This window comes from Streptomyces sp. NPDC024632, from assembly GCF_055559175.1.
On record NZ_JBVHLD010000007.1, the window covers coordinates 187,923 to 210,832 of the forward strand.

A 22,910-nucleotide genomic window follows, 5' to 3' on the forward strand; every position below is an offset into this window, starting at 1 on the left:
AACGCCACCCCTTACGGCGTCATTCACGCGTAGCCGTTGACGCCGGGGCGCGTTGATACGGGTGTGGTGCCGATCCCATCGTGAGCGTGAGGAGAGTTGCCTTGTTGGACACCAGCGGGTCACACACGTCGGGTCCGAGCACGGAGAGCAGCCAACTGCCGCCGCCGTGCGACCTGGTCACCGTGCCGACCAGGCAGGGTCTGGAAGCGGTCGACATCCTGCGGCTGAGCAGCGGAGTCGGTCCCGTACTGCACGACAACTCCGGGCACAGCCTCGGCTTCCTCGTCCCGCCCGGCACCGCGGACTGCTGGGACGTCCCCGGCAGCTCGTGTACCAGCACCGACGGCCGCGGTCTGGTCATCGGTGACGAGCCGCCCGTCGAGGACACCGGCTGGCTGGTGCCGCCGCACACCGACACGGTCGTCACCGACCCGGCCGTACTGCGCGCGGCCCTCGGCATGGCGGCCCGCACCATCGAGCTGGCCGACGGCTTCTGCCCGTCCGCGGACCACCACCGCCCGGCCGAGTCGGTCCTGCGGACCGCGGACGCGACCCCGGGGTACCGCTAGGGCCTGTCCAGCGGCTCACGCACGGCCCCTCCGGCCTCCCCGCCCCTGACCCGCCCGGCCGCCGGCCGTCCCCGATAATCGGGGGATGGCAGGCAAGCGGCAGAGCGGCGGCAGGGCGCGTACCCCGGACACGGTCGAGGCACAGGTGGGCGGCGGACTCGCCGCGCTCGTGCCCGACCGGGCGCGCCCCGGCGGCTGGACGCTGCTGATCGACGGCGCCCCGCAGTCGCATGTGGACCTCGCGGACCCCGCGCACCTGGACTTCTCCTACCAGCGCAGGCTCGGCCACCTGATCGACCTGGCCGCGCCGCCCGGCCGCCCGTTGCAGGTCCTGCACCTGGGCGGGGGTGCCCTGACGCTGGCCCGCTACACCGCGCACACCCGGCCGCGCTCCACCCAGCAGGTCGTGGAACTGGACACCGCGCTGGTCGAGTTGGTCCGGGCCGAACTGCCCTGGGACCGTGGCTGGCGGATCAAGGTACGCGGCGGCGACGCCCGCGCGGGCCTGGCCAAACTGCCCGACGGCTGGGCCGACCTGGTCATCGCCGACGTCTTCGGCGGCGCCCGCACCCCCGCCCACCTCACCAGCGCCGAGTTCCTCACCGAGGTCCGCCGGGTGCTGCGGCCCGACGGGCACTACGCCGCCAACCTCGCAGACGGCGGGCGGCTGGACTTCCTGCGCGCGCAGATCGCCACCGTACGGGCCGCCTTCGCCGAGGTCTGCCTGGCCGCGGACCCCGCCGTGCTGCGCGGCAAGAGATTCGGCAATCTCATCCTCTACGCCGCCGACCACACGCTGCCGGTCGCCGAACTGACCCGCAGGGTCGCCACCGACCCGCACCCCGGCCGGGTCGAACACGGCCGCGAGCTTGCGGACTTCGCGGGCGGCGCGCCCGTCGTCACGGACGCCACGGCCGCCGACTCCCCGGCGCCACCGCCCGGCGTCTTCACGTAAGCCCGCGGCCTGCCCCGTAGCGGCGGGCCGGGCGTCAGTCCTCGAAGGCCTGGACCGTCGGCGCGTGGCCGTTCCAGGTGCAGAAGACGGAGGACGAGCCGCTGCCGGAGGTCTCGGTGAAGGTCACCCGCAGCCAGCCGTCCTGCGTCCAGACCTGCATCTGCCAGCCCGGATTGGGCGTCGCGGAGACCAGCGACGCCGAGTCGGGGCCCAGGTCGAGGGCGACCCGGCCGCCCTCCACGGTGTAGCTGTGCACATGGCCGGTGTCGACGCTCGCCGTGGCGGTCGCCTTCGGCGTGCCCGGCGGCGTCTTCGGCGGCACCTTGGCCTTGCCGGTGACCGGGGGCGGGGCGGTCGCCCTGGTGTGCGTGGCGGTCGGCGTCGCGGGCGGCGTCGGCTTCGGGCGGTGCGTGGAGGACACGACCGGCGGGTCCCCGTCCGAGATCGGCAGGGCGCGCGGCGGGTCGTACGCCGTACGCAGCACCGAGTGCACGCCGAACCACGACAAGGTCACGGCCGCCGCGGTCGCCAGCGCCCAGGCGCCGACATGGAACAGTCCTCTGTGCACGCGCGCCATACTGCCGCACCCGCCCGCCGCCCGGAACACGTACCGGAACGCCCGGCTCAGCGTCCGGCTCAGCGTCCGGCTCAACGCCGGGTTCTGCACCGGATTCGGCAGTGGGCCCAGCGGCTGGCCGAAGCACCCCCGTCCGCGAGACCGCCCGCCCCGCCGCGCGTCCGATGCGCCCCTTTACGCACCCCCGTCCGCACCCCGTACGCACCTCGGATCGTCGGGCGGGCCGGTGCCCGGTCCCCCGGATGGGCTAGGTTGCGGCGCATGGCAAGTGTGCTCGTGGTCGAGGACGACCAGTTCGTGCGGTCCGCCCTCATTCGGCACCTCACCGAGGCGTCCCACACGGTACGCAGCGTGGGGACGGCTCTTGAGGCGTTGCGGGAGGTCGCGCAGGTCGGCTTCGACGTGGTCATCCTCGACCTCGGACTGCCCGACCTCGACGGGTCCGAGGCGCTGAAGATGCTGCGCGGCCTCAGCGACGTACCGGTGATCATCGCGACCGCGCGGGACGACGAGGCCGAGGTCGTACGCCTGCTCAACGCCGGGGCCGACGACTACCTGATCAAGCCGTTCTCCGTCGAGCACCTGTCGGCGCGGCTCTCCGCCGTCCTGCGGCGCGCCCGCAGCCGGTCCGCCGCGCCCACCGCGGACGCCCTGATCCACGTCGGCGGCCTGCACATCGACGTACGCCGCCGCCAAGCGGTCCTGGACGGCGCCGTCCTCGACCTGACCCGCCGCGAATTCGACCTGCTGGCCTTCCTCGCCGCCCGGCCCGGCGTCGTCGTCGCCCGCCGCGAACTGCTCGCCGAGGTCTGGCAGCAGTCGTACGGCGACGACCAGACCATCGACGTCCATCTGTCGTGGCTGCGCCGCAAGCTCGGTGAGACCGCGGCCAGTCCGCGCTATCTGCACACCCTGCGCGGCGTCGGCGTCAAACTCGAACCGCCCGCCGCCCTGCCGCCCACCGCGATAGCGCCCGCCCCCGCGGTGCCGCCGTCATGAGATGGGCGCTGATCAAGGTGAGCCTGGCGGTGACGGCGATGGTCGTCATCGCCTTCGCCGTACCGCTCGGCCTGGTCGTCAAGGAACTGGCCCGCGACCGCGCGCTCACCAACGCCGAACGCCAGGCCGCCGCGATCGGCCCCGCCCTGGCCATCACCACCGACCGGGGTGAGCTGGAACGCGCCATCGCCAGCACCCAGGCGGGCGCCGAGTCCCGGATCGCGCTGCGCATCCCGGCCACCGCGCAGTCCCCGGCCGTCGGCATCGGCACCCCGCACGCCACCGACGCCGCGCTGCACACCGCCTCGGCGTACGGCGAGGCCGCGACCGTACGCGTCCCCGGCGGATACGCGCTGCTCCAGCCGACCGCCGTCAGCTCGGGGACGGTCGCGGTCGTCGAGGTGTTCGTGCCCGACGACGACATCAACCGCGGTGTCCCCACCGCCTGGCTGGTGCTGGCCGCCGTCGGAATCGGCCTGATCGTCGGCTCGGTCGCCATCGCCGACCGGCTCGGCACCCGCATGGTCCGCCCCGCCGCCCGGCTCGCGGGCGCCGCGCAGCGCCTCGGCGAAGGCGACCTGGCGGTACGGGTTCCCGAGGCCGGTCCCAGCGAACTGCGGTCCGCCGCCGCTGCGTTCAACGCCATGGCCGACCAGGTGGTCGAACTCCTCGCCAGCGAAAGGGAGTTGGCGGCCGATCTCTCGCACCGGCTGCGCACCCCGCTCACCGTGCTGCGGCTCAACACCGCGTCCCTCGGCGAAGGTCCGGCCGCCGACCAGACCCGCGCGGCCGTCGCCCAGCTCGAACGCGAGGTCGACCAGATCATCCGCGCCGCCCGCGAACAGCGCGGCGCCCACACCGCGACCGGCGCCGCCGGGTGCGACGCCGCCGAGGTCATCCGCGAACGGATGGCCTTCTGGTCCGCGCTCGCCGAGGACGAGGGCCGCGAGGTCCGCTCCGCGGGGGCCGACCGGCCGGTACGGGTCCCCGTCGCCCGCGCCGAACTGGCCGCCGCCCTCGACGCCATGCTCGGCAACGTCTTCCGCCACACCCCGGAGGGCACCGCCTTCGCCGTCGACGTCCACCGCGGCGACGACGCCGTCATCGTCCTCGTCTCCGACGCCGGACCCGGCGTCGCCGACCCGGCCGCCGCCCTGCGCCGCGGCCACGGCGCGGGCGGCCAGGGCTCCACCGGCCTCGGCCTCGACATCGTCCGCCGCGTCGCCGAATCCACCGGCGGCGACCTCGCCGTCGGCCGCAGCGTCCTCGGCGGCGCCGAGATCCGCCTCTGGCTCGCCCTCTCCCCCCACACCACCACCCCCCACCCCACCCACCGCCGCACCCCCCTCAACCGCCACCGCTGAGCCCGCGGCGCGCCCGGCGCGTGTGCCGGAAGCCAGGATTCAGCCCGTCCGGCGTCTGTGGGGGCGCCTCCCCGCGCTGGCTGGGGGCGACGAGCCCCGCCGGCGATGAGGCCCCACCTTTAACGGCTCCCTTGCGCCGCCTTAAGCGCGCCATAAGAACCCCGTCCGCAGCCCGGACCAGCCAATTTGTCCCCTCTCCGCGCGCTAGCGTGCCAACGCGTCCCCCTCCCCCCAACCCCCAACCCCCAAGAGGCAGGCTCGAACATGGCAACAACGCACCGCCGTCGCCCCAGCCGGAAGGTCCAACTGATAGGCGGCCTCACCGCCGTCGCCGCCGTAGCCGGAGGCGCCTTCGCACTGGCGGGATCGGCGAGTGCCGCGTCGGTCGGGGCGGTGTACTCCAAGACCAGCGGGTGGGACGGCGGTTACACCGGCCAGTACGAGATCACGAACTCCGCGAGCAGCGCCCTCACCGGCTGGACGCTGAAGTTCGACCTGCCTGCGGGAACGAAGATCAGCTCGCTGTGGAACGGCAGTTACCAGGTGTCGGGCCAGACGGTCACCGTCACCGCGGAGAGCTGGAACGGCACGATCGCCCCCGGCGGCAAAGTCGACGTCGGCTTCGTGACGAGCGCGTCCGGCGCGGCGGGCGACCCCGTCAACTGCCTGATCAACAACGCGAAGTGCTCGGTCTCCGACGGCCCCACGCAGACCCCGACGGGCCACCCGACGCAGACCGCGACCCCCACGGCGACCCCGACCCAGAAGCCCACGCAGACCCCCACCCAGAGCCCGACGCCCACCGCCACCCCGACCCCGACCTCGGGCGGCGGCACCACGGCGTCCAGCGGCTTCGCCCCCTACGTCGACACCTCCCTCTACCCGGCGTACGACCTCGTCGCCGCGTCGAAGGCCAACGGCGTCAAGGAGTTCAACCTCGCCTTCCTCGTGTCCGGCGGCGGCTGCGTCCCCAAGTGGGGCGGCGTCACCGACCTGGGCGGTGACGCGGTGGCCGCGCAGATCGGCGCGCTGCGGGCGGCCGGCGGCGACGTACGCGTATCGTTCGGCGGCGCCAACGGTACGGAACTGGCCTCGGCGTGCTCCTCGGCGTCGGACCTGGCGGCGGCGTACGGCAAGGCCATCGACCAGTTCAAGCTCACGAAGGTCGACTTCGACGTGGAGGGCGGCGCGCTGCCGGACACCGCGGCCAACACCCGCCGCGCGCAGGCCATCGCCCAACTCCAGAAGAGCCACAGCGGACTTGAGGTCTCGTACACGCTGCCCGCGATGCCGACCGGGCTCACGCAGGACGGCATCAATCTGCTGAGCAACGCCAAGAGCAACGGGGTGGACATCCACGCCGTCAACATCATGGCGATGGACTACGGTTCCTCGTTCAGCGGCGACATGGGCCAGTACGCGATCGACGGCGCGACCGCCACCCAGGCGCAGGTCAAGAGCGTGCTCGGGATCTCCGACGCCGCCGCGTGGAAGAAGATCGCGGTGACGCCGATGATCGGCGTCAACGACGTCGCCACCGAGATCTTCACCGTCGAGGACGCCACGCAGTTGGTGGCCTTCGCCAAGTCCAAGGGCCTGGCGTGGCTGTCGATGTGGTCCGCGACCCGCGACAAGCAGTGCGCGGGCGGCGCGCAGAGCTGGGCCGACGCCTCGTGCAGCTCGATCGTGCAGAGCGCGGGCGCCTTCTCCAAGGCGTTCGCCGCGTACACCGGCTGACGGCACGTCACCTGTGGACGCCCCCTGAACCGTGCCTCTCCCACCCCCACGGGAGAGGAGCGCGGAGCGGTACGGACAGCACCCTCGAGCTGTCCGTACCGCTCCTTTTCCGTTCCCTCAGGAAGCCCCGTCCTCCTCCGCGACTCCCTGAAGGACGTTCTCGCGGGCGACGGCCGCGTACCAGTGGGCGCTCTGCTTGGGGATGCGGCGCTGTGTGCCGAAGTCGACGTAGACCGCGCCGAACCGCTTGCTGTAGCCGTACGCCCACTCGAAGTTGTCCATCAGCGACCACAGGAAGTAGCCGCGTACGTCCACGCCGTCGGCGATCGTGCGGTGGATCGCCGCCAGGTGGCTGCGCAGATACGCGATCCGCTCCGGGTCGTTGACCGTGCCCTCGGGCGAGATGTAGTCGTCGTAGGCGGCGCCGTTCTCGGTGACCATCATCGGCAGCCCCGGGTGCTCGCGCGCCACCCGGTGGATCAGGTCGTACAGACCGGTGGCGTCCACCGCCCAGCGCATCGCGGTGGTCTCGCCGGGCGGCAGGTGGAAGGCGACGTGCTCGGAGCCGGGCCACGGCGAGTGGTCGCTGGCGCCGTGCCCGTCGTTGCGGGGCACGTCGGGTCCGTCGGCGCGCTGCTTGCCGTCCGAAACCAGCGTCGGCGTGTAGTAGTTGATGCCCAGCAGGTCGATCGGCCGGGAGATCTCCGCGAGGTCGCCCTCCCGTACCAGCGACTCCCAGTCCACCAAGTGGGCGGTGTCCGCGAGGAGATCGGCCGGGTAGTCGCCGCCGAGGATCGGGCCGAGGAAGACCCGGTTGCCGACCGCGTCGATCCGGCGGGCCGCGTCGAGGTCGCCCGGTGAGGTGGTCAGCGGGCGGATCTGGTGCAGATTGAGGGTGATCGAGGTCTGCGCGGCGGCGGGCAGCGCGGAGCGCAGGGCCCCGATCGCCTTGCCGTGCGCGAGGTTGAGGTGGTGGACGGCCCGCAGCGCCGACTCCGGCTCGGTGCGGCCCGGCGCGTGCACGCCGGAGCCGTAGCCGAGGAAGGCCGAGCACCAGGGCTCGTTGAGGGTCGTCCAGTACGGCACCCGGTCGCCGATCGCGCCGGCCACCAGCGCCGCGTAGTCGGCGAACCGCTCGGCGGTGTCGCGTACCGTCCAGCCGCCGACGTCCTCCAGATCCTGCGGGAGGTCCCAGTGGTAGAGGGTGGCCACCGGCGTGATGCCGCGGTCGAGCAGCTCGTCGGTGAGCGAGCGGTAGAAGTCGAGGCCGCGCTGGACGGCCGGGCCGCGCCCGGTCGGCTGCACGCGCGACCAGGAGACGGAGAACCGGTACGCGCCCAGGCCCAGGTCGGACATGAGCGCGACGTCGTCGCGGAAGCGGTGGTAGTGGTCGGCCGCGATGTCACCCGTGTCCCCGTTGTGGACGCGGCCGGGCGTGTGGCTGAAGGTGTCCCAGATCGAAGGGGTGCGGCCGTCCTCGGCCGCGGCGCCCTCGATCTGGTAGGCGGCGGTGGCCGCCCCCCAGACGAAGCCGGGGGGAAAGCGGAGCGAGGCCGAGACATTGGCGCTCTCGGCGCTCTCGGAGCGGACAGCGGTCATAACGGGGGACTCCAGGGGAATCAGGGGTAAGCGGGGGAGGGGGCCAACAGGACGCTGCTCAGGGGGAGTTCAGGGGAGGCACGGGGGAGTTCACGAAGGGTTCAGCTCTTGACGGCACCTGCCGTGATGCCGCCGACGATGTGCTTGCCGAGGACCGCGAAGACCAGCAGCAGCGGCAGCGTGGCGACCAGCGCGCCCGTCACCACGATCGAGTGGTCGATGGTGTGGTCACCGGAACCCAGACCGGCCAGCGCGACCTGAACCGTCGGGTTCTGCTGGTTGAGCGCGATGAACGGCCAGAAGAAGTCGTTCCACGACTGCACGAACACCAGCATTCCCAGCACGGCCATCGCGGGCCGCGCCACCGGGAACACCACGTGCCAGATGATCCGCAGGCTGTGCGCGCCGTCCACCCGCGCCGCCTCGACCAGTTCGATCGGCAGCGCCTCGGACAGGAACTGCCGCATGAAGAACACGCCGAAGGCGGCCACCAGCGACGGCAGGATGACGGACTGGATGTGCCCGACCCAGCCCAGGTTGGTGATGATCTGGTAGAGCGGGATCACGCTGAGCTGCGGCGGGATCGTCATCGTCGCGACCACCAGCATCAGCAGCGCGTTACGGCCGCGGAACTGGAGCTTGGCGAAGGCGAATCCGGCGAGCGTCGCGAACATCACTGTGCTGAACGACACGAAGCCCGCCACGATCGTGGAGTTGATCAGCGCTTTGCCCATGTCGACCTGGTCCCACACGATGTGCAGGTTGTCGATCAGATGGCTGCCGGGCAGCAGCGGCATCGGCGGCGTGACGATCTCGGCGTCCGTGCGCGACGCCGCCACCACCGTCCAGTACAGCGGGAACAGCGAGATCAGCGCCGCGACGACGAGAATCACGTACGCGACCGGGCCCGCGTGCTCCTGCTTGCCCGCCCCGCTCCTGCGCAGGAACCGGCGACGCGGGGGCTTGGGCGGCGGTACGGCGGCGGACCGCCGCGACGGCGCGGCCCCGAACGCTTGCGTTTCGGTTGTCTGTGCCATGAGGTCAGCCCCCGAGCTTCCGGCGGTTGGCCCGCACGATCAACAGTTGGACGGCGCCGATGAGCAGCAGGATCAGCAGCATCACCCAGGCCACGGCGGAGGCCTGGCCCAGCGCGCCGGTCGCCCAGCCCTTCTCGTACATGTAGAGGCTCAGCGTCTGGTACTGATGCGCGGAGCCGCCGCTGACGCCGACTCCGCCGCCGTAGATCAGCGGCTCACCGAAGAGCTGTGTGGCGCCGATCGTCGAGACCACGATGGTGAAGAGAATCGTCGGCCGGATCGAGGGGATCGTGACGCTGATGAACTGCCGCCAGCGCGAGGCCCCGTCGAGCGCCGCCGCCTCGTACAGGTCGGACGGCACGGCCTGCATCGCGGCCAGGTAGATCAGCGCGTTGTAGCCGGTCCAGCGCCAGGTCACGATCGCCGAAATGGCGATCTGCGCGGGCCACTTGGACGACTGCCAGTCGAGGTTGTGCACCCCGAAGTGGGCGAGGATCTGGTTGACCATCCCGTAGTCGGGATTGAAGAGCTGGACGAAGACCAGCGACGCCGCCGCGATCGAGGTGGCGTACGGCGCGAGCACCGCGACCCGGAAGAAGCCGCGCGCCCTGAGCTTGAAGTTCAGCAGGTGCGCGAGGCCGAGCGCCATCAGGAGCTGCGGCACGGTCGAGATCACCGCGAGCGAGAAGGTGTTGCGCAGCGCGTTCCAGAAGAACTCGCTGTCCCACAGGCGGGTGTAGTTCCGGAAACCGACCCAACTGGCGTCGCCGCCGAGCTGTACCTGGTTGAAGGAGAGGTAGCCGGTGTAGATCAGCGGAAAGAGGCCGAAGGCCGCGAAGCAGATGAAGAACGGGGCGATGTACGCGTACGGCGACGCCTTGGTGTCCAGCCGGTACAGCCTGGAACGCCAGCCCGGGGGGCGGTGGGCGCCCTTGCCGGGCGAGCGGGGGGCGGCGGGCCGGGACGACGGAGGACTGCCGTCGGACGTCGCCCTGACGGAGGTGGCCACGAGTGGCGTCCTTCCCGTAGGGGTTCGGGCGAGGGTTGTGCGGTGACTGGAGGAGGGCCGCGGTCGTCCGGGGTGGTCCGGCCGCGGCTGCGGGGGCGGTTCGAGGTGCGGGGAGAGGTGCGGGCCGCCCGGCAGGTGGGAGACACTGCCGGGCGGCCCCGTCCGCGCTACTGGTCGATCTTGTCCTTGACCAGCGCCTTCACGTTCGACCACGCCTTGTCGGCCGAGGTGCCGTGCTGCTCCATGTCGAGGATTCCGTTGTCGGTGATGAAGGTCTTCACCTGACCGTCGTACTGGCCGATGGGCGCGGGCTGGATGCTCTCCGCGGTGGCCGAGTAGATCTTGCCGACGGGGGTGTCACCGAAGTACGGGTTCGTCGCGTTCTGCACGGCCGGGTCGGCGAGACCCGCCTTGGTCGACGGGATGTTGCCGTTCTTCGCGAAGACCTTCGCCTGCTGGGCGGGCGCGGTCAGCCAGGCGGCCAGCGCGGTCGCCTCCGCTATGTGCTTGCCGGCCTTGGGCACCGACAGGAACGAACCGCCCCAGTTGCCGGCCTGCGGCGGCGCGGCGATGTCCCACTTGCCCTGGTTGGCGGGGCCGGCCGAGTCCTTGATGATGCCGATCATCCAGCTCGGGCAGGCCACGGTCGCGAACTTGGAGTTCTTGAACGCCGCGTTCCAGGTGTTGGCGTCGAACTGCCGCAGCTTGTCGGTCAGTCCGTCCTTGACGGCCTCGGTCGCCAGGTCCCACGCCGTCTTCACACCGGGGCTGGTGTCGTAGATCAGCTTGCCGGACGCGTCGGAGTACTGCGTGGTCTGGCTGGAGACCACCGCGTTGAACAGGCCGCTGCCGGAGTCGGTGAAGGCCACACCCGAGGGCGCATTCGCCTTGAACTCCTTGCCGACGGCCAGGAACTTCGACCAGTCACCGGCCCACTTGGCCGCGACCGCCTCGCGGTCGTCGGGCAGACCCGCGGCCTTGAAGAGGTCCTTGCGGTAGCAGACCGCCATCGGGCCGATGTCGGTGCCCAGGCCGATCACCGAACCGTCGGTGGTGGTGGCCTGCTTCTCCTTGTAGTCCAGCCAGTCGCCGACGTTGACGCCCTTGGCCTTGCCCAGGTCCACGAACTTCGACGCCAGCGTCGGGCCGGTGGCCTCGGCGATGTAGCCGATCTCGATGGCCTGGATGTCGGAGAGGCCGCTGCCCTGGGAGAGGTGGAGCTTCAGGGCGTCCCAGTACTGCTGCCCGTCGGCGACGTTGTCCTCGACGATCGTGATGTTGGGGTGCAGCTTGTGGTACTCGGAGAAGAGGGCCGCGCCCGTCTTGTCGTCGTAGCCGAACGATCCGAAGTCACCGACGTGCAGCGTGATCTTCTCGGTCGAGGAGGCGGTGCTCCCGTTGCCCGAGTCCTTGCTCTTGCTGTCGCTGCTGCATCCGGTGATCAGGGTCGCGCAGGTCGCGAGACCCGCGACCGCGATGACTGCGGCCTTGCGGGTTCTGCCGGAAGTGCGCATTCCACTCTCCTTGTCAGGGTGGGTCTGGCGTGCGGTGGTGCGAGTGAGGGTGTGGGAGCGCTCCCACTAAGCTTGCCGGAACAATCCGGCCTCGGAGGGGTCAGTGTCAAGATGTGAAGTCGATTTCGTTGCCGGAACGTGTCCGGACCGGACCGATGGTCACTTCTTGAACGGATCGGACGCCGCGGGGCGGGTACGGTGAACACAGCGTGGGAGCGCTCTCAAGAGATCCTGCTGTCCAGAGCGGGCCGGGCGCTAAGGTGGCGCGACAGTGGAGCACAGGAGGCGGAAGTGGCCATGAACGGGCGGCACAGCGGACGGCCCACCCTGGAAGAGGTGGCTGTACGCGCCGGGGTGGGACGCGGCACGGTCTCGCGCGTCATCAACGGGTCGCCGCGGGTCAGCGACCGCGCGAAGGCCGCGGTCGAGGCCGCCATCGCCGAACTGGGGTACGTGCCCAACCGCGCGGCCCGCGCGCTGGCCGGAAATCGCACCGACGCGATCGCTCTGGTCATCCCCGAGCCGGAGACGCGGCTCTTCGCCGAGCCGTACTTCTCCGACATCATCCGGGGGATCGGGGCGGAGCTGGCCGACACCGACATGCAGCTCCTGCTCACGCTGATCCGTACGCCCAAGGAGCGGGCCCGTTTCGGCCAGTACCTGGCCGCGCACCGCGTGGACGGCGTCCTGCTGGTCTCCGTCCACGAGGACGATCCGCTGCCCGACCTTCTCGAACAGCTCGACATGCCCGCCGTTCTGAACGGGCGGCGCAGTGACCTGGAATCCGTCTCGTACGTGGACGCCGACAACGTCGGCGGCGCGCGTGCCGCCGTCGCCCACCTCTTCGCCCGCGGGCGGCGGGCGGTCGCGACGATCACCGGGCCGCCGGACATGTACGTGGCCCGCTGTCGCCTCGACGGGTATCGGCAGGCCGTGGAGGCGGCGGGGATTTCCGCCGGGGGTTCCTCGGGGGGCTCCTCGGACTCGGAGCTTGTCGCCCGGGGCGACTTCACCGAGGAGGGCGGGCGGCGGGCCATGCGCGAGCTGCTCGCGCGGCGGCCGGACATCGACGCCGTTTTCGCCGCCTCCGACCTCATGGCGGCCGGCGCGCGGCAGGTGCTGCGCGAGTCGGGGCGGATTGTGCCGACTGACGTCGCGCTCGTCGGTTTCGAGGACTCGGCCATCGCGCGGCACATGGATCCGGCGCTCACCAGTGTTCGGCAGCCGACGGAGGAGATGGGGCGCACGATGGCGCGGGTGCTTCTGGAGGAGATCGCTGAGCGGGATTCGGTGCGACGCCATGTCGTTCTGGCCACTGAGCTCATTCAACGCGACTCTGTTTAGGGCTCGTTGTCTTGTCTTTCCCGCCCGCCCACCCGTGCGGGTGCTTTGTCGTCTGCGGGTGCCGCTTGTGCCTGGTCGGTGCCGGTCCGGGGCACCTCCTCGAAATGCGGCTACCTGGCCTTTGCTTATTCGGCACCCTTCTTGTCACCGCATTTCTGCGGGGGCACCCCGGCCCGTCCCCTCCTCGCTCGTCGGCGTCCGCCTGCCGGTGGGGGTGGCCGGGGAGGGTAGGGGGCCTTTTCGGCGAGCCGCCCTGCGCCGGTGCCCCCTCCCGGTGAGTCGGAATGCTCGGGCCCTTCCTCCAAGAGCCCAACGAAGCCCCTGCCAACCCCCCCAGTACCCGCACCCCCACCTACCTCATCCGCCCACCCCGGCTGGACGTCGGGTGGCTCGGGTCCCACCCACCCCCTTGCGCCCACCCCGCCGGAGGGTTGGGCGGCGCAGGGCCCGCACCCCACCCACCCCCTCCCCCCCCAGCCACAGCGGACAGGCGGACGCCGACGGGCGAGGAGGGGACGGTGCGGGGTGCCCCCGCAGGGGGACGAACGGAAAGGGGCTGGACGTTTTCGAAGTGGGTGCACGTTCGTCGCCCGAGGAGGTGCCCCGGACCGGCACCGACCCAGGCACAAGCGGCACCCGCAGACGAAGAAAGCACCCGCAGGGGTGGGCGGGTGGGAAAGACAGGACGGAGGGAAGGACAGGACGTGAAGAAGCGGACGGCGGTTTACGGGGAAGTGGCGACAGAGCTGGCGCTGAGAAGTGACGCGGAACTGCGCGAGCTCGTGGAAAGGGGTGAACCCCTCGGAGAAGGCATCGGCGGACACACCTCAAAGGTGCTCCTCGCGGGAACCCCCGTCTTCGTGAAGGAGATCCGCCTCACCGACCTCGAAAGGCGCCCGCAGAACACCCACTCGACGGCGAACGTATTCGACCTCCCGGCGTTCTGCCACTACGGCATCGCCACCCCCGGCTTCGGCGCCTGGCGCGAACTGGCCGTCCATGCCATGACGACGAACTGGGTCCTGGCGGGAGAGCACGACGGCTTCCCCATGACGTATCACTGGCGGGTGCTGCCGAGCACGAGAAGGCCCCTGCCGAAGGAGCTGGCCGATGTGGAGGCGGCGGTGGCGTACTGGGGCGGCAGCCCCGGAATGAGGCGCCGCATCGAGGGTGTGCGGGACGCGACGGCGAGCGCGGTGGTCTTCATGGAGTACATCCCGCAGAATTTGCAGAATTGGCTGCGGAACCGTCTCGCGGAGGCGGACGAGGAGACGACGGAACGCGTCTGCGAGTGGATCGAGCGCGAGCTGCTGGACGGCGCGGATTTCATGAACGACCGTGAACTGCTGCATTTCGACGCGCACTTCGAGAATATCCTGACCGACGGCCACCGCCTGTACTTCGCGGACTACGGCCTGGCGGTGTCGACCAGGTTCGAACTGTCCTCGGCGGAGGCCGAGTTCTACGAGCGGCACCGGACGTACGACCGCGATTACATCCGTACGCACTTGGTGCGCTGGCTGGAGCGCAATACGGGGAAGGTCCCGGCTCCGGTGCTGGCCCGGCACGGGCAGTTGGCCGAGGAGATGGGGGAGTGGCACAGGGCGTTGCGGACGGAGAGCCGGGAGACGCCGTATCCGGTTCAGTCGGCGGGCCGCCATCTGACGCGGTAGTCGACGCCGTCGGGGCGGTAGCGGGGGCCGGGGGTGGAGCGCCACTGGGCGGTCAGGACGCGCGGCTCGGCGGGGGTGTCGCGGTGGGGGAGGAGCAGCGCGGTGAGTTCGTCGTAACGGGCGTCGACGCCGCCCGTGCCGGGGTGGGTGTCGGGCTCGGCCGTACCGGCCTCGTAGCGGGCGTGCCAGGCCGCGAAGAGGGCCCACCGCTCGCGCTCCAGGGCGAGTTGGGCGGCGCCGACGGGCCACACGGCGTAGGTGTCCTCGTACACGAGCCGGAAGTAGTGCGGCTCCCCTTCGACCTCGGCGAGGCCGAAAATCGGGGCGTCGTATCGGTCCAATTCGGCAAAGACCCGCTCGAATCCCTCGCCGATCAGCTCCTGTTCATCCCAGATCTCGGCCATGAACGGAGGCTACGACCTCGGGCCGCCGAGGCGCGTACGTTTCTTGAACGCGGGCCCTCGTACGCGCTCTCAGAACGCGCTGCCGACGCCGTTCACCGCCGCCACGGGCGGCGCCACACCGGCACTCCCGGCGCGGCGCGGGAGGGTGACGACAGCACCACGTGGGGCGGGGACGGCTGCGTCCGGGACGTCGGGCAGCTCCCACTCCGGTACGGCGAGGTGGTGGTGAGGGTGCTCCTGGCGGTGGCCGGAGGACACGGCGGGGCGGTCGCACCGGGCGATGAGGAGTTCTCCGTGGACGTCGGCGACCTCCCGCACCCGGTCGCGTACGTACGCGTACAACTCGCCGAGCGTGATCAGCCCGTCGCGGTCGCCGTCCGCCTCGCCCGTCCGCAGGCCGTGCGCCAGTGCGTGGGTGAGGCCCGCCGTGCACCGAATACGTTCAGGAACACGCTCCCGGAGACGTTTCCGGACCGCGTTCGCCGGTCTCGGTTCAGGCCGCGTCCTCGGGCGCGGGCGGGCGGCAGGCGAGGATCTGGTCGACGCCCATGCGGTTCTCTCCGAAGGACAGGGCGCTGCCGATGAGGTAGAGCCGCCACACGCGGGCGGTCTCCTCGCCGACGAGGGCGACGAATTCGGCCCAGCGGTCCTCCAGCGTGCGGTGCCAGGCCAGGATGGTGCGGACGTAGTGCTCGCGCATCGCGGTGACGGACCGCACTTCGAGACCGGCCTGTTCGAGCAGGCCGACGGTCTCGCCGAGCGGGCGCATGTGCATGTCGGCGGCGATGTAGGTCTCGATGAAGGCGCCGCCGCCCGGCGCGTTCCGGCCGCGTGACATCTGCTGGACCATCACCCGGCCGCCCGGCCTGAGCCGGTCGTGCAGGGCCGCGGCGAAGGCCGGGTACTCGGCGTCGCCGACGTGCTCGCCCATCTCGATGGTGGCCACGGCGTCGTAGCCGCCGCCCCGGATGTCGCGGTAGTCGCGGCACTCCACGTCGACCAGGTCGCTGAGCCCGCGCGCCTTCACCTCCTGTCGTACGTACGCCGCTTGCTCGGCCGCGAGGGTGACGGCGGTGACGCGGGCGCCGTACCGCTCGGCGGCGTGCAGGGTCAACGAGCCCCAGCCGCAGCCGATGTCGAGCAGCCGGGCCTCGGGCCCGAGCCCCAACCGCGTGCAGATCAGGTCGAGTTTGTCGCGCTGCGCGTCGGCGGACGTGTAGTCGGGGGCGTCGCTGGTCCACCAACCGCAGGAGTACGCCATCGTCTCGTCGAGCAGCAGCGCGTAGAAGTCGTTCGACAGGTCGTAGTGGTGGTGGATCGCCGCCCGGTCGCGGTCCTTGCTGTGCAGGCGTCCGCTCAGCCGCGCCGGAGCCCCGGGCGGCGCGGGGCGCGGCCCGATCGCGCCGATCCGTACCGCCGCCGCCAGCGCGCGCGCCCGGTCGGCCGCCGACAGCCGGGCGGGCCGCAGCTTCTGCTGCCGGATGGCCGCCCACACCGTGCGCAGCGCCTCCCCGACATCGCCCTCGACGTCGATCTCCCCGGCCACGTACGCCTCCGCGAGGCCCAGCTCGCCGGGCTGCCAGACCAGCCGCCGCAGCGCCCGCCGCCGCCGTACGACCACCAGCGGTCCGTCGCCCGAGCCCAGCTCGCTCCCGTCCCACAGCCGCACCCGCAGCGGCGGTTCCCCGCCGAGCGCCTGGTCCAGGTGGGGGCGCAGCCGGTCGGCCGCGGTGGGTGTCACGGAGGGCATGGACGCGCTCGCTTTCCGCGGTGCCGGCCGGTGAGGCGGCGGCTCCGCTGTGCTGTTCCGGGCTGTGCCGGGCTGTTCCGGGCTGTGCCGGTCGGGGCTCTCACCCTGTATTCGGCGCGGTACGGCGTACGGATTGGCGCGGGTGCCGCCCGTCTGCCGGGGGCTGTCGCACGGCTGTCGCACGGATGTCGCGCGGCGGCGTGCGGGCCTCGGCGGGATTGTCGTTCCCCTCGGATACGTTGCCGCCATGGCTGAATTCGTACTGGTCGCGGGGGCGTGGCTCGGCGCGTGGGCGTGGGACGAGGTGGTGCCCGAGCTGCGGGCGGCCGGGCACGGCGTCCATCCGCTGACGCTGTCGGGGCTCGCCGAGAAGCGGGGCGCCGCGCCGGACGCCGGGCAGCGGACGCATGTCGAGGACATCGTGGCCGAGGTGGAGCGGCTCGATTTGCGGGACGTGGTCCTGGTCGGACACAGCTACTCGGGGATTCCGGTCGGCCAGGCCGCCGGGCGGATCGGCGACCGGCTGGCCCGTATGGTCCTGGTCGACTCCGAAGTGCCGGTCGAGGGCGGGTCGTTCGCGTCCGGCTGGTGGGAGGGGCAGGCCAGATTCGAGGCGATCCTGGCCGAGGGGGACGGCTTCTGGCCGCCGCCCGCCGCCGGGGAGTTCGAGGGCCAGGGCCTGACCGACGAGCAGATCGCCCGGCTCGTCGCGGGCGCGACCCCGCATCCGGCTGCCTCGCTCACCGAGCCCGCCGCGCTGTCCCGCCCGCTCGCCGACCTCCCGACGACGTACATCAAGTGCCTTCTGGACGGCCCGGAGCCGAACAGCGACGTGGCCGCGCTCCTGGACGGCAAGCGGTGGCGGCTGGTGGAGATGAACACCGGGCACTGGCCGATGTTCTCCGAGCCGCGCCAGCTCGCCGCGATCCTGGGGGCCGAGACCGCCCCCTGATCCCTGCCGGGCGCGCGTGGGCCCCGGGCCCGCGCGGGTGTCGGGCCCACTCGCTGCGGGTCCGTCCTACGCCTGCGGCACCATCACGTCCGCCGGGATACGGCGGCGGACGTCCGCGAGCAGATTCCGCATCGCCATGCGGAAGACCTCGGCCTGGTGCTCGCCGAGGAACGAGGTGTGCCCGAAGACCTCCAGGACCACCTGCCCGTGCAGGCGGCCCCACGCCTCCATGAGGAGAGCGACCGCCGGCGGGGGCAGCTCTCCCGGGCCCTCCGGCGGCAGCCGGTCCAGGTGCGCCAGGAGCCGGGGCGAGAGCGCGGGGACGTCGGCCGCCGCGAGCTGCGCGGTGCTGAAGCCGTCGAACAGTTCGCGCTGGAAGAGCACGCTCATCCGGCGGTTGGCCTGGGTGGTGATGCCGTCGTGCGGGGCCGCGTACCCCCGCAGCGGTGTCCCGTAGAGGAGTTGGTACCGCTCGGGGTGGGCGATGGCCCAGTGGCGGTAGCCCTCGGCCGCGACCACCAGGCGCGGCAGATCCGGCCAGTCCGCCGCCGCTCGGTCGAGCGCGGCACGTACGGCGGCGGTCAGGTCGTCGTACGCCTTGGTGACGAGCACGGTGACGAGGGCGTCCCGGCTCGGGAAGTAGTGGTAGAGCGCCTGGACGGTCATGCCCAGGCCGCGGGCTATCGCGCGCATCGACAGGCCCTCGGGGCCGTTCTCCCCGATCAGGTGTTCGGCGGCGTCCAGGATCTCCTGCGTCGCCGCCGCGCGCCGCCGTTCACGCAGAGAGGGCGGGGCGGGCGCGGAGGGCGGGGAGGGCGGGGACGACGGTGGCGGCGGCGTTGTCGGTGTCGTCCGTGGTGTCGGCGTGGAGACGTCCGGTGGCGCTGGCGGGTGTTCCTCGGCGGGCATGCGCCCACCCTACGACGGCTTCCTTGGCGTGTATCCGGAATTTGAACGCTGTCAGGTAAATCTCGCACTGCCAAAGTCTGTTGTGTGCTGTCTACGTTCGTCACGGCGACGTCACTCCCGTCGCATCCGCCGCACGGCGCGGCTCCGCGGGCCCCGCACACCCGCGACTGCGCCGGTACGCGCGTCCAGAAGGCCCGCAAGTCCGCAGAGGAGATCTCGCGTGTTCGAACGCATAGCCGAACTGGCGATCCGCCGGTCCCGGCTGGTACTCATCGTCGCCATCGTGGCGACGGCCGTCATGGGTGCCGTGGGTGCTGGCGCCTTCACCAAGCTACTGGGCGGCGGCTTCGACGATCCAGCTTCCCAGTCCACCCGGGCACGCGACCTCATCGACAAGAGATTCGGCGGCGAGACGAATCTGGTGCTGCTCGTCCGCACCGCGGACGGCCGTATCGCCGACGGCCGCGTGGACGCCCCGGCGGCCGAGCGGAACGGGCGGGCCCTGGTGGCCGAGCTGAAGAGTGAGAAGACGCTGGCGAACGTCGTCTCGTACTGGGACACGCGGAGCACCGAACTGCGGTCCAAGGACGGCCGCGAGGCCATGGTGCTCGCCCACGTCAAGGGCGACCCGACGCAGCAGCAGAAGAACGCCGAGAAGCTTCTCGACCACTTCGGCGGTACGTACAAGGACGCGCTCACGGTCCGGGCCGGCGGTGTGGCCGCCGTCGGCAACGACATGGCGACGCAGGTCGTCAAGGACCTCGAACTGGCCGAGCTGATCGCGATCCCGCTGACCCTCGTCCTGCTGCTGTTCGTCTTCGGCAGCGCGGTGGCCGCCCTGCTGCCGCTGGCCATCGCGGTCATCGCCATCCTCGGCTCGTTCGCCGAGCTGTCCCTGCTCGCGGACGTCACCAGCGTCTCGAACACGGCGACCAATCTCACCACGGCCCTCGGCCTCGGACTGGGCATCGACTACGGCCTGTTGATGATCAGCCGGTTCAGGGAGCAGCTCGCGACGGGCGCGAGCGTGGACGACGCCGTCCGCCGGACCGTCCACACCGCGGGCCGCACCGTCGCGTTCTCCGCGGCGACCGTGGCCGCCGCGCTCGCCGCGCTCCTGGTCTTCCCGCAGTACTTCCTGCGCTCGTTCGGCTTCGCGGGCGTCGGGGTCGTCGCCATCGCGGCCGTCAGCGCGCTGTTCGTCATGCCGCCGCTGCTCGTCGTCCTGGGCCACCGGGTCAACAGCGGGCGGATGCCCTGGATGAAGGCCGCGAGCGCCGCGAACGACACGAAGGCCGTCAATTCCGCGAGCGCCGCGATGGCTGTGAGTCCCGCGAACGACACGAAGGCCGTGAATTCCGCGAGCGCCGCGAGCGCCACGACTTCCGCCAGCTCCACGGATTCCGCCGACTCCACCGCCCGCGTCTCCGTGTGGGCGCGGCTGGCCCGTACCTCCATGCGGCGGCCCGCGCTCACCGCGCTGCCCGTGCTCGTGGTCCTGCTGGCGGCGGCGAGCCCCCTGCTGGGCATCGTCTTCGGCACCCCGGACGAGCGCGTGCTGCCCAAGGACGCCGAGAGCCGCCAGGTCTCCGCGACGCTCAGGAGCGACTTCACCGGCAGCGACGACTCCGCCCTCCAGATCGTCTTCGGCCAGGCCGTGGACAAGGGCCCCCTGGGGTCGTACGCGCAGCGGCTGTCGCAGCTCAAGGGTGTCGTACGGGTCGAGACCAGCACCGGGACCTACGCCGACGGGCAGGCTTCCGCCGCCGGGCCGGGCAGCGCCAACCTCGGCCGCCCCGACGGGCAGCGGATCAGCGTGACCAGCTCCCTGACGCCGAGGTCGGACGCGGCCCAGGACCTGGTCGGCGCGGTACGGGACCTCGCGCCGCCCGCCGGAACGCACCCGCTGGTCGGCGGAACCGACGCCGAACTGGTCGACACCAGGCACTCCATCGGCGGCCAACTCCCGCTCGCCATCGGCCTGGTCGTCCTCACCACCTTCATCCTGCTCTTCCTGTTCACCGGCAGCGTCGTGCAGCCGCTGCGCGCCCTGCTGCTCAACGCGATCACCCTGGTGGCGACCCTCGGCGTCATGACGTGGATCTTCCAGGACGGCCATCTCTCCTCCCTGCTCGGCTTCACCGCGCAGCCGATGGAGATGTCGATGACCGTGCTGATGTTCTGCATCGTCTTCGGACTCTCGATGGACTACGAGGTCTTCGTCACCAGCCGGATCAAGGAACTCCACGACCAGGGCGAGGACACCGAGTCGGCCGTCGTCAACGGCCTCGGGCACACCGGGCGCATCGTCACCGCGGCGGCCTGCCTGCTGGCCGTGAGCTTCTTCGCTTTCGGCACGGCCAAGCTCAGCTTCATGCAGATGTTCGGCCTCGGCAGCGGACTGGCCATCCTCATCGACGCCGTCGCCATCCGCGGTGTCCTCGTCCCCGCCGCGATGCGCCTGCTCGGCGGATCGGCCTGGTACGCGCCGGGCTTCCTGCGCAGATTCCACGACCGGTTCGGGCTCAGCGAGGGCGAGCCGGCCTCCGGTCCCGACCTGGACCGCGAGCCGGTCGCCTCGCAGAGGTGATCGAGCGGGCCCCGCGGCCCCGATGTCTGTGACGGCCTCCGCCCTTTCCCGGGCGGGGGCCGTGGCGCGTGCCCGGCCCCGTCCGCCGCCGCCCCCCACCCGGCGGATCTGTGTGCGATGCCTTGACGCCCCCGCCGTTCCGCCCGACACTCCATTCGCACGCAGCTCTGAGAGCGCTCTCAGGATTCCCGACATGTCATGCCCGCATCACGCGTATCGAGTACGGCACCACGGGCGGCGGGTCGCGCACGAGCAGGACGGACCACGCACCACGCACCACGGACCACGGCCACGCACCACGCACCACGGCTCACGCTCAGCGCCCCGCCCCCACGGCAGCTGTCCCCCCACGACCGAAAGGCAGCACCTGCCCATGACGACATCCCCTCCATCGGCCGCCCGCCGCTTCGTCAGCGGACGTCCCACGGCCGTGCTCAGCGCCCTGCTCCTCCTCGTGACCGGCATCACCGGCCTTGTGCTGTCCGGCGGTTCGGCGTCGGCGGCCGTTCCCGGACCCGCGGCGGGCTGGACGACCGTGTTCAGCGACGACTTCAACGGGGCGGCGGGCAGCGGCCTCAACCGGTCCAACTGGCTCTACGACATCGGCACGAGCTACCCCGGCGGCGCGGGCAACTGGGGCACCGGCGAGATCGAGACCTCCACCGACTCGACGCAGAACGTCTACCAGGACGGCTCCGGCCACATGGTGATCAAGCCGGTCAAGGACGCCTCGGGGCACTGGACTTCGGGCCGCGTCGAGACGCAGCGCACGGACTTCGCGGCCCCCGCGGGCGGTCAGCTCGAAATCAGCGCCTCGATCCAGCAGCCCAACCCCCAGAGCGGGCTCGGCTATTGGCCCGCATTCTGGGCGATGGGCGCCGCCGCCCGCCCGGTCAGCGCCACCAACTGGCCCAGCATCGGCGAGATCGACATCATGGAGGACGTCAACGCCCTCAGTAAGCACTCCACCACCTTCCACTGCGGGCAGTGGGCGGGCGAGTGCCACGACCCCGACGGCATCACCAGCGACCTCCAGCCGTGCGCCGGTTGCCAGACCGGCTTCCACAAGTACTCGGCCGTCATCGACCGCACCAACACCTCCGCCGAGCAGCTCCGCTTCTACCTCGACGGCAATCTGACCTACACCGTCAACGAGAACCAGGTCTCCGTCGCCACCTGGCAGGCCGCCGTCGACCACGGCTTCTTCGCCATCTTCGACGTCGCCATCGGCGGCTCGTACCCCAACAAGGTCTGCGGCTGCACCTCCCCGTCCGCCGACATCAGCTCCGGCGCGGGCATGAGCGTCGACTGGTTCGCCGTGTACCAGACGACCGGCGGCAGCAGCGGCACGGTCGGCGGCACGAACAACGGCGGTACGTCGTCCGGTACGAGCACGGGTACGAGTTCCGGCACCAGCTCCGGTACGAGTTCCGGCACCAGCTCCGGTACGAGTTCCGGCACCAGCTCCGGTTCGAGCGCGGGCAGCACGGGCGGCAGCACCACCACGCCCGACTACACCGCCGGTGTCACCTCCACCAGTTCCACGCAGGCCCGCATCTCCTTCACCCCGACCACCCCGGCCGCCTACGTCGACGTCCACTACCTCGTCAACGGCGCGGGTCAGCAGAATTTCCGCATGACCAACTCCTCCGGCACCTGGACCCAGACCGTCAACGGCCTCTCCACCGGCAGCGTTCTCACGTACTGGTTCACGTACGAGAAGAACGGCCCCCAGTACGACTCCCCGCACTACACGTTCACCCAGGGGTCCTGACCCTCGGCCCGCGCGCCTGCTTCGGCTGTGCCTGCTTCGGCGGGGCCTGCTTCGGCGGGGGGGGGGGGGGGGGGGGGGGGGGGGGGGGAGGGCGCGCAGGGGGGGGGGGGGGGAGGGGTATTTAGTGTGGTGGGGGGGAAAGGTACCCCCCCCC

Annotated in this window: 19 protein-coding genes; 10 read left to right on the forward strand and 9 right to left on the reverse strand. The window is 71.5% G+C overall.

The genetic code is table 11. The features are described 5' to 3' along the window. The first annotated feature begins 101 nt into the window (after positions 1–101). Entirely contained in the window at positions 102–569 is a 468-nt protein-coding gene (locus tag ACZ37P_RS16575) for a hypothetical protein (protein WP_401715727.1), read from the forward strand. An 85-nt stretch (positions 570–654) separates the two neighbouring features. Then, the gene (locus ACZ37P_RS16580) at positions 655–1,524 is read left to right on the forward strand and encodes a spermidine synthase (protein WP_467346963.1); all 870 of its coding nucleotides are present in this window, start codon (positions 655–657) and stop codon (positions 1,522–1,524) included. 34 nt (positions 1,525–1,558) lie between these two features. Here the strand turns inward: ACZ37P_RS16580 and ACZ37P_RS16585 are convergent, their stop codons facing one another. After that, on the reverse strand, positions 1,559–2,101 hold the full coding sequence (locus ACZ37P_RS16585) for a hypothetical protein (protein ID WP_467346965.1): 543 nt from the start codon (positions 2,099–2,101) through the stop codon (positions 1,559–1,561). A 261-nt stretch (positions 2,102–2,362) separates the two neighbouring features. Between ACZ37P_RS16585 and ACZ37P_RS16590 the strand changes: the two genes are divergently transcribed. The 3 genes from ACZ37P_RS16590 (at position 2,363) to ACZ37P_RS16600 (ending at position 6,201) form a co-directional block, all read left to right on the forward strand. Next, entirely contained in the window at positions 2,363–3,100 is a 738-nt protein-coding gene (locus ACZ37P_RS16590; protein ID WP_401304840.1) for a response regulator transcription factor, read from the forward strand. Further along, a complete protein-coding gene (locus ACZ37P_RS16595; RefSeq protein ID WP_355336934.1) occupies positions 3,097–4,464 on the forward strand; it encodes a sensor histidine kinase in 1,368 nt (455 codons plus the stop codon). The genes ACZ37P_RS16590 and ACZ37P_RS16595 overlap by 4 nt, the downstream gene beginning before the upstream one ends. A 264-nt stretch (positions 4,465–4,728) precedes the next feature. Beyond that, on the forward strand, positions 4,729–6,201 hold the full coding sequence (locus ACZ37P_RS16600) for a cellulose binding domain-containing protein (RefSeq protein WP_467346967.1): 1,473 nt from the start codon (positions 4,729–4,731) through the stop codon (positions 6,199–6,201). A gap of 117 nt (positions 6,202–6,318) precedes the next feature. Here ACZ37P_RS16600 and ACZ37P_RS16605 read toward each other — a convergent pair whose 3' ends face one another. The 4 genes from ACZ37P_RS16605 to ACZ37P_RS16620 form a co-directional block, all read right to left on the reverse strand. After that, entirely contained in the window at positions 6,319–7,800 is a 1,482-nt protein-coding gene (locus ACZ37P_RS16605) for a glycoside hydrolase family 1 protein (protein WP_355336938.1), read from the reverse strand. Positions 7,801–7,901: 101 nt separating this feature from the next. Then, positions 7,902–8,837: a carbohydrate ABC transporter permease gene (locus ACZ37P_RS16610; protein ID WP_355336940.1), complete on the reverse strand. Its 936-nt coding sequence runs from the start codon at positions 8,835–8,837 to the stop codon at positions 7,902–7,904. A gap of 4 nt (positions 8,838–8,841) precedes the next feature. Beyond that, entirely contained in the window at positions 8,842–9,846 is a 1,005-nt protein-coding gene (locus ACZ37P_RS16615) for a carbohydrate ABC transporter permease (protein WP_355336942.1), read from the reverse strand. A gap of 167 nt (positions 9,847–10,013) precedes the next feature. Continuing rightward, on the reverse strand, positions 10,014–11,360 hold the full coding sequence (locus ACZ37P_RS16620) for an ABC transporter substrate-binding protein (RefSeq protein ID WP_355336944.1): 1,347 nt from the start codon (positions 11,358–11,360) through the stop codon (positions 10,014–10,016). Positions 11,361–11,657: 297 nt separating this feature from the next. On the opposite strand from ACZ37P_RS16620, the gene ACZ37P_RS16625 reads away from it, so the two are divergent. Beyond that, positions 11,658–12,704 (forward strand): LacI family DNA-binding transcriptional regulator, encoded by a 1,047-nt coding sequence (locus tag ACZ37P_RS16625; protein ID WP_401715871.1) that lies wholly within the window; start codon positions 11,658–11,660, stop codon positions 12,702–12,704. Between the two features lie 704 nt (positions 12,705–13,408). Continuing rightward, entirely contained in the window at positions 13,409–14,377 is a 969-nt protein-coding gene (locus ACZ37P_RS16630; RefSeq protein WP_467346970.1) for a protein kinase family protein, read from the forward strand. Here ACZ37P_RS16630 and ACZ37P_RS16635 read toward each other — a convergent pair. From ACZ37P_RS16635 to ACZ37P_RS16645, 3 genes are all read right to left on the reverse strand, one after another. Then, on the reverse strand, positions 14,347–14,781 hold the full coding sequence (locus ACZ37P_RS16635; RefSeq protein WP_355336948.1) for a hypothetical protein: 435 nt from the start codon (positions 14,779–14,781) through the stop codon (positions 14,347–14,349). The two genes, ACZ37P_RS16630 and ACZ37P_RS16635, sit on opposite strands and share 31 nt — an antisense overlap. 69 nt (positions 14,782–14,850) lie before the next feature. Next, positions 14,851–15,123 (reverse strand): hypothetical protein, encoded by a 273-nt coding sequence (locus ACZ37P_RS16640; RefSeq protein ID WP_467346971.1) that lies wholly within the window; start codon positions 15,121–15,123, stop codon positions 14,851–14,853. Between the two features lie 151 nt (positions 15,124–15,274). Further along, on the reverse strand, positions 15,275–16,531 hold the full coding sequence (locus ACZ37P_RS16645) for a class I SAM-dependent methyltransferase (RefSeq protein ID WP_391160561.1): 1,257 nt from the start codon (positions 16,529–16,531) through the stop codon (positions 15,275–15,277). A 247-nt stretch (positions 16,532–16,778) separates the two neighbouring features. Between ACZ37P_RS16645 and ACZ37P_RS16650 the strand changes: the two genes are divergently transcribed. Then, positions 16,779–17,483, forward strand: a complete 705-nt coding sequence (locus ACZ37P_RS16650; protein ID WP_467346973.1) for an alpha/beta fold hydrolase — start codon at positions 16,779–16,781, stop codon at positions 17,481–17,483. A gap of 66 nt (positions 17,484–17,549) precedes the next feature. Here the strand turns inward: ACZ37P_RS16650 and ACZ37P_RS16655 are convergent, their stop codons facing one another. Beyond that, positions 17,550–18,392 (reverse strand): TetR/AcrR family transcriptional regulator, encoded by an 843-nt coding sequence (locus ACZ37P_RS16655; RefSeq protein ID WP_467346974.1) that lies wholly within the window; start codon positions 18,390–18,392, stop codon positions 17,550–17,552. Between the two features lie 220 nt (positions 18,393–18,612). Between ACZ37P_RS16655 and ACZ37P_RS16660 the strand changes: the two genes are divergently transcribed. Both ACZ37P_RS16660 and ACZ37P_RS16665 read left to right on the forward strand, forming a co-directional pair. Next, entirely contained in the window at positions 18,613–20,982 is a 2,370-nt protein-coding gene (locus tag ACZ37P_RS16660) for an MMPL family transporter (RefSeq protein ID WP_467346976.1), read from the forward strand. A gap of 373 nt (positions 20,983–21,355) precedes the next feature. Next, positions 21,356–22,756, forward strand: coding sequence for a glycoside hydrolase family 16 protein (locus ACZ37P_RS16665; protein WP_355336956.1), 1,401 nt, complete (start codon positions 21,356–21,358; stop codon positions 22,754–22,756). Positions 22,757–22,910 lie beyond the last annotated feature (154 nt).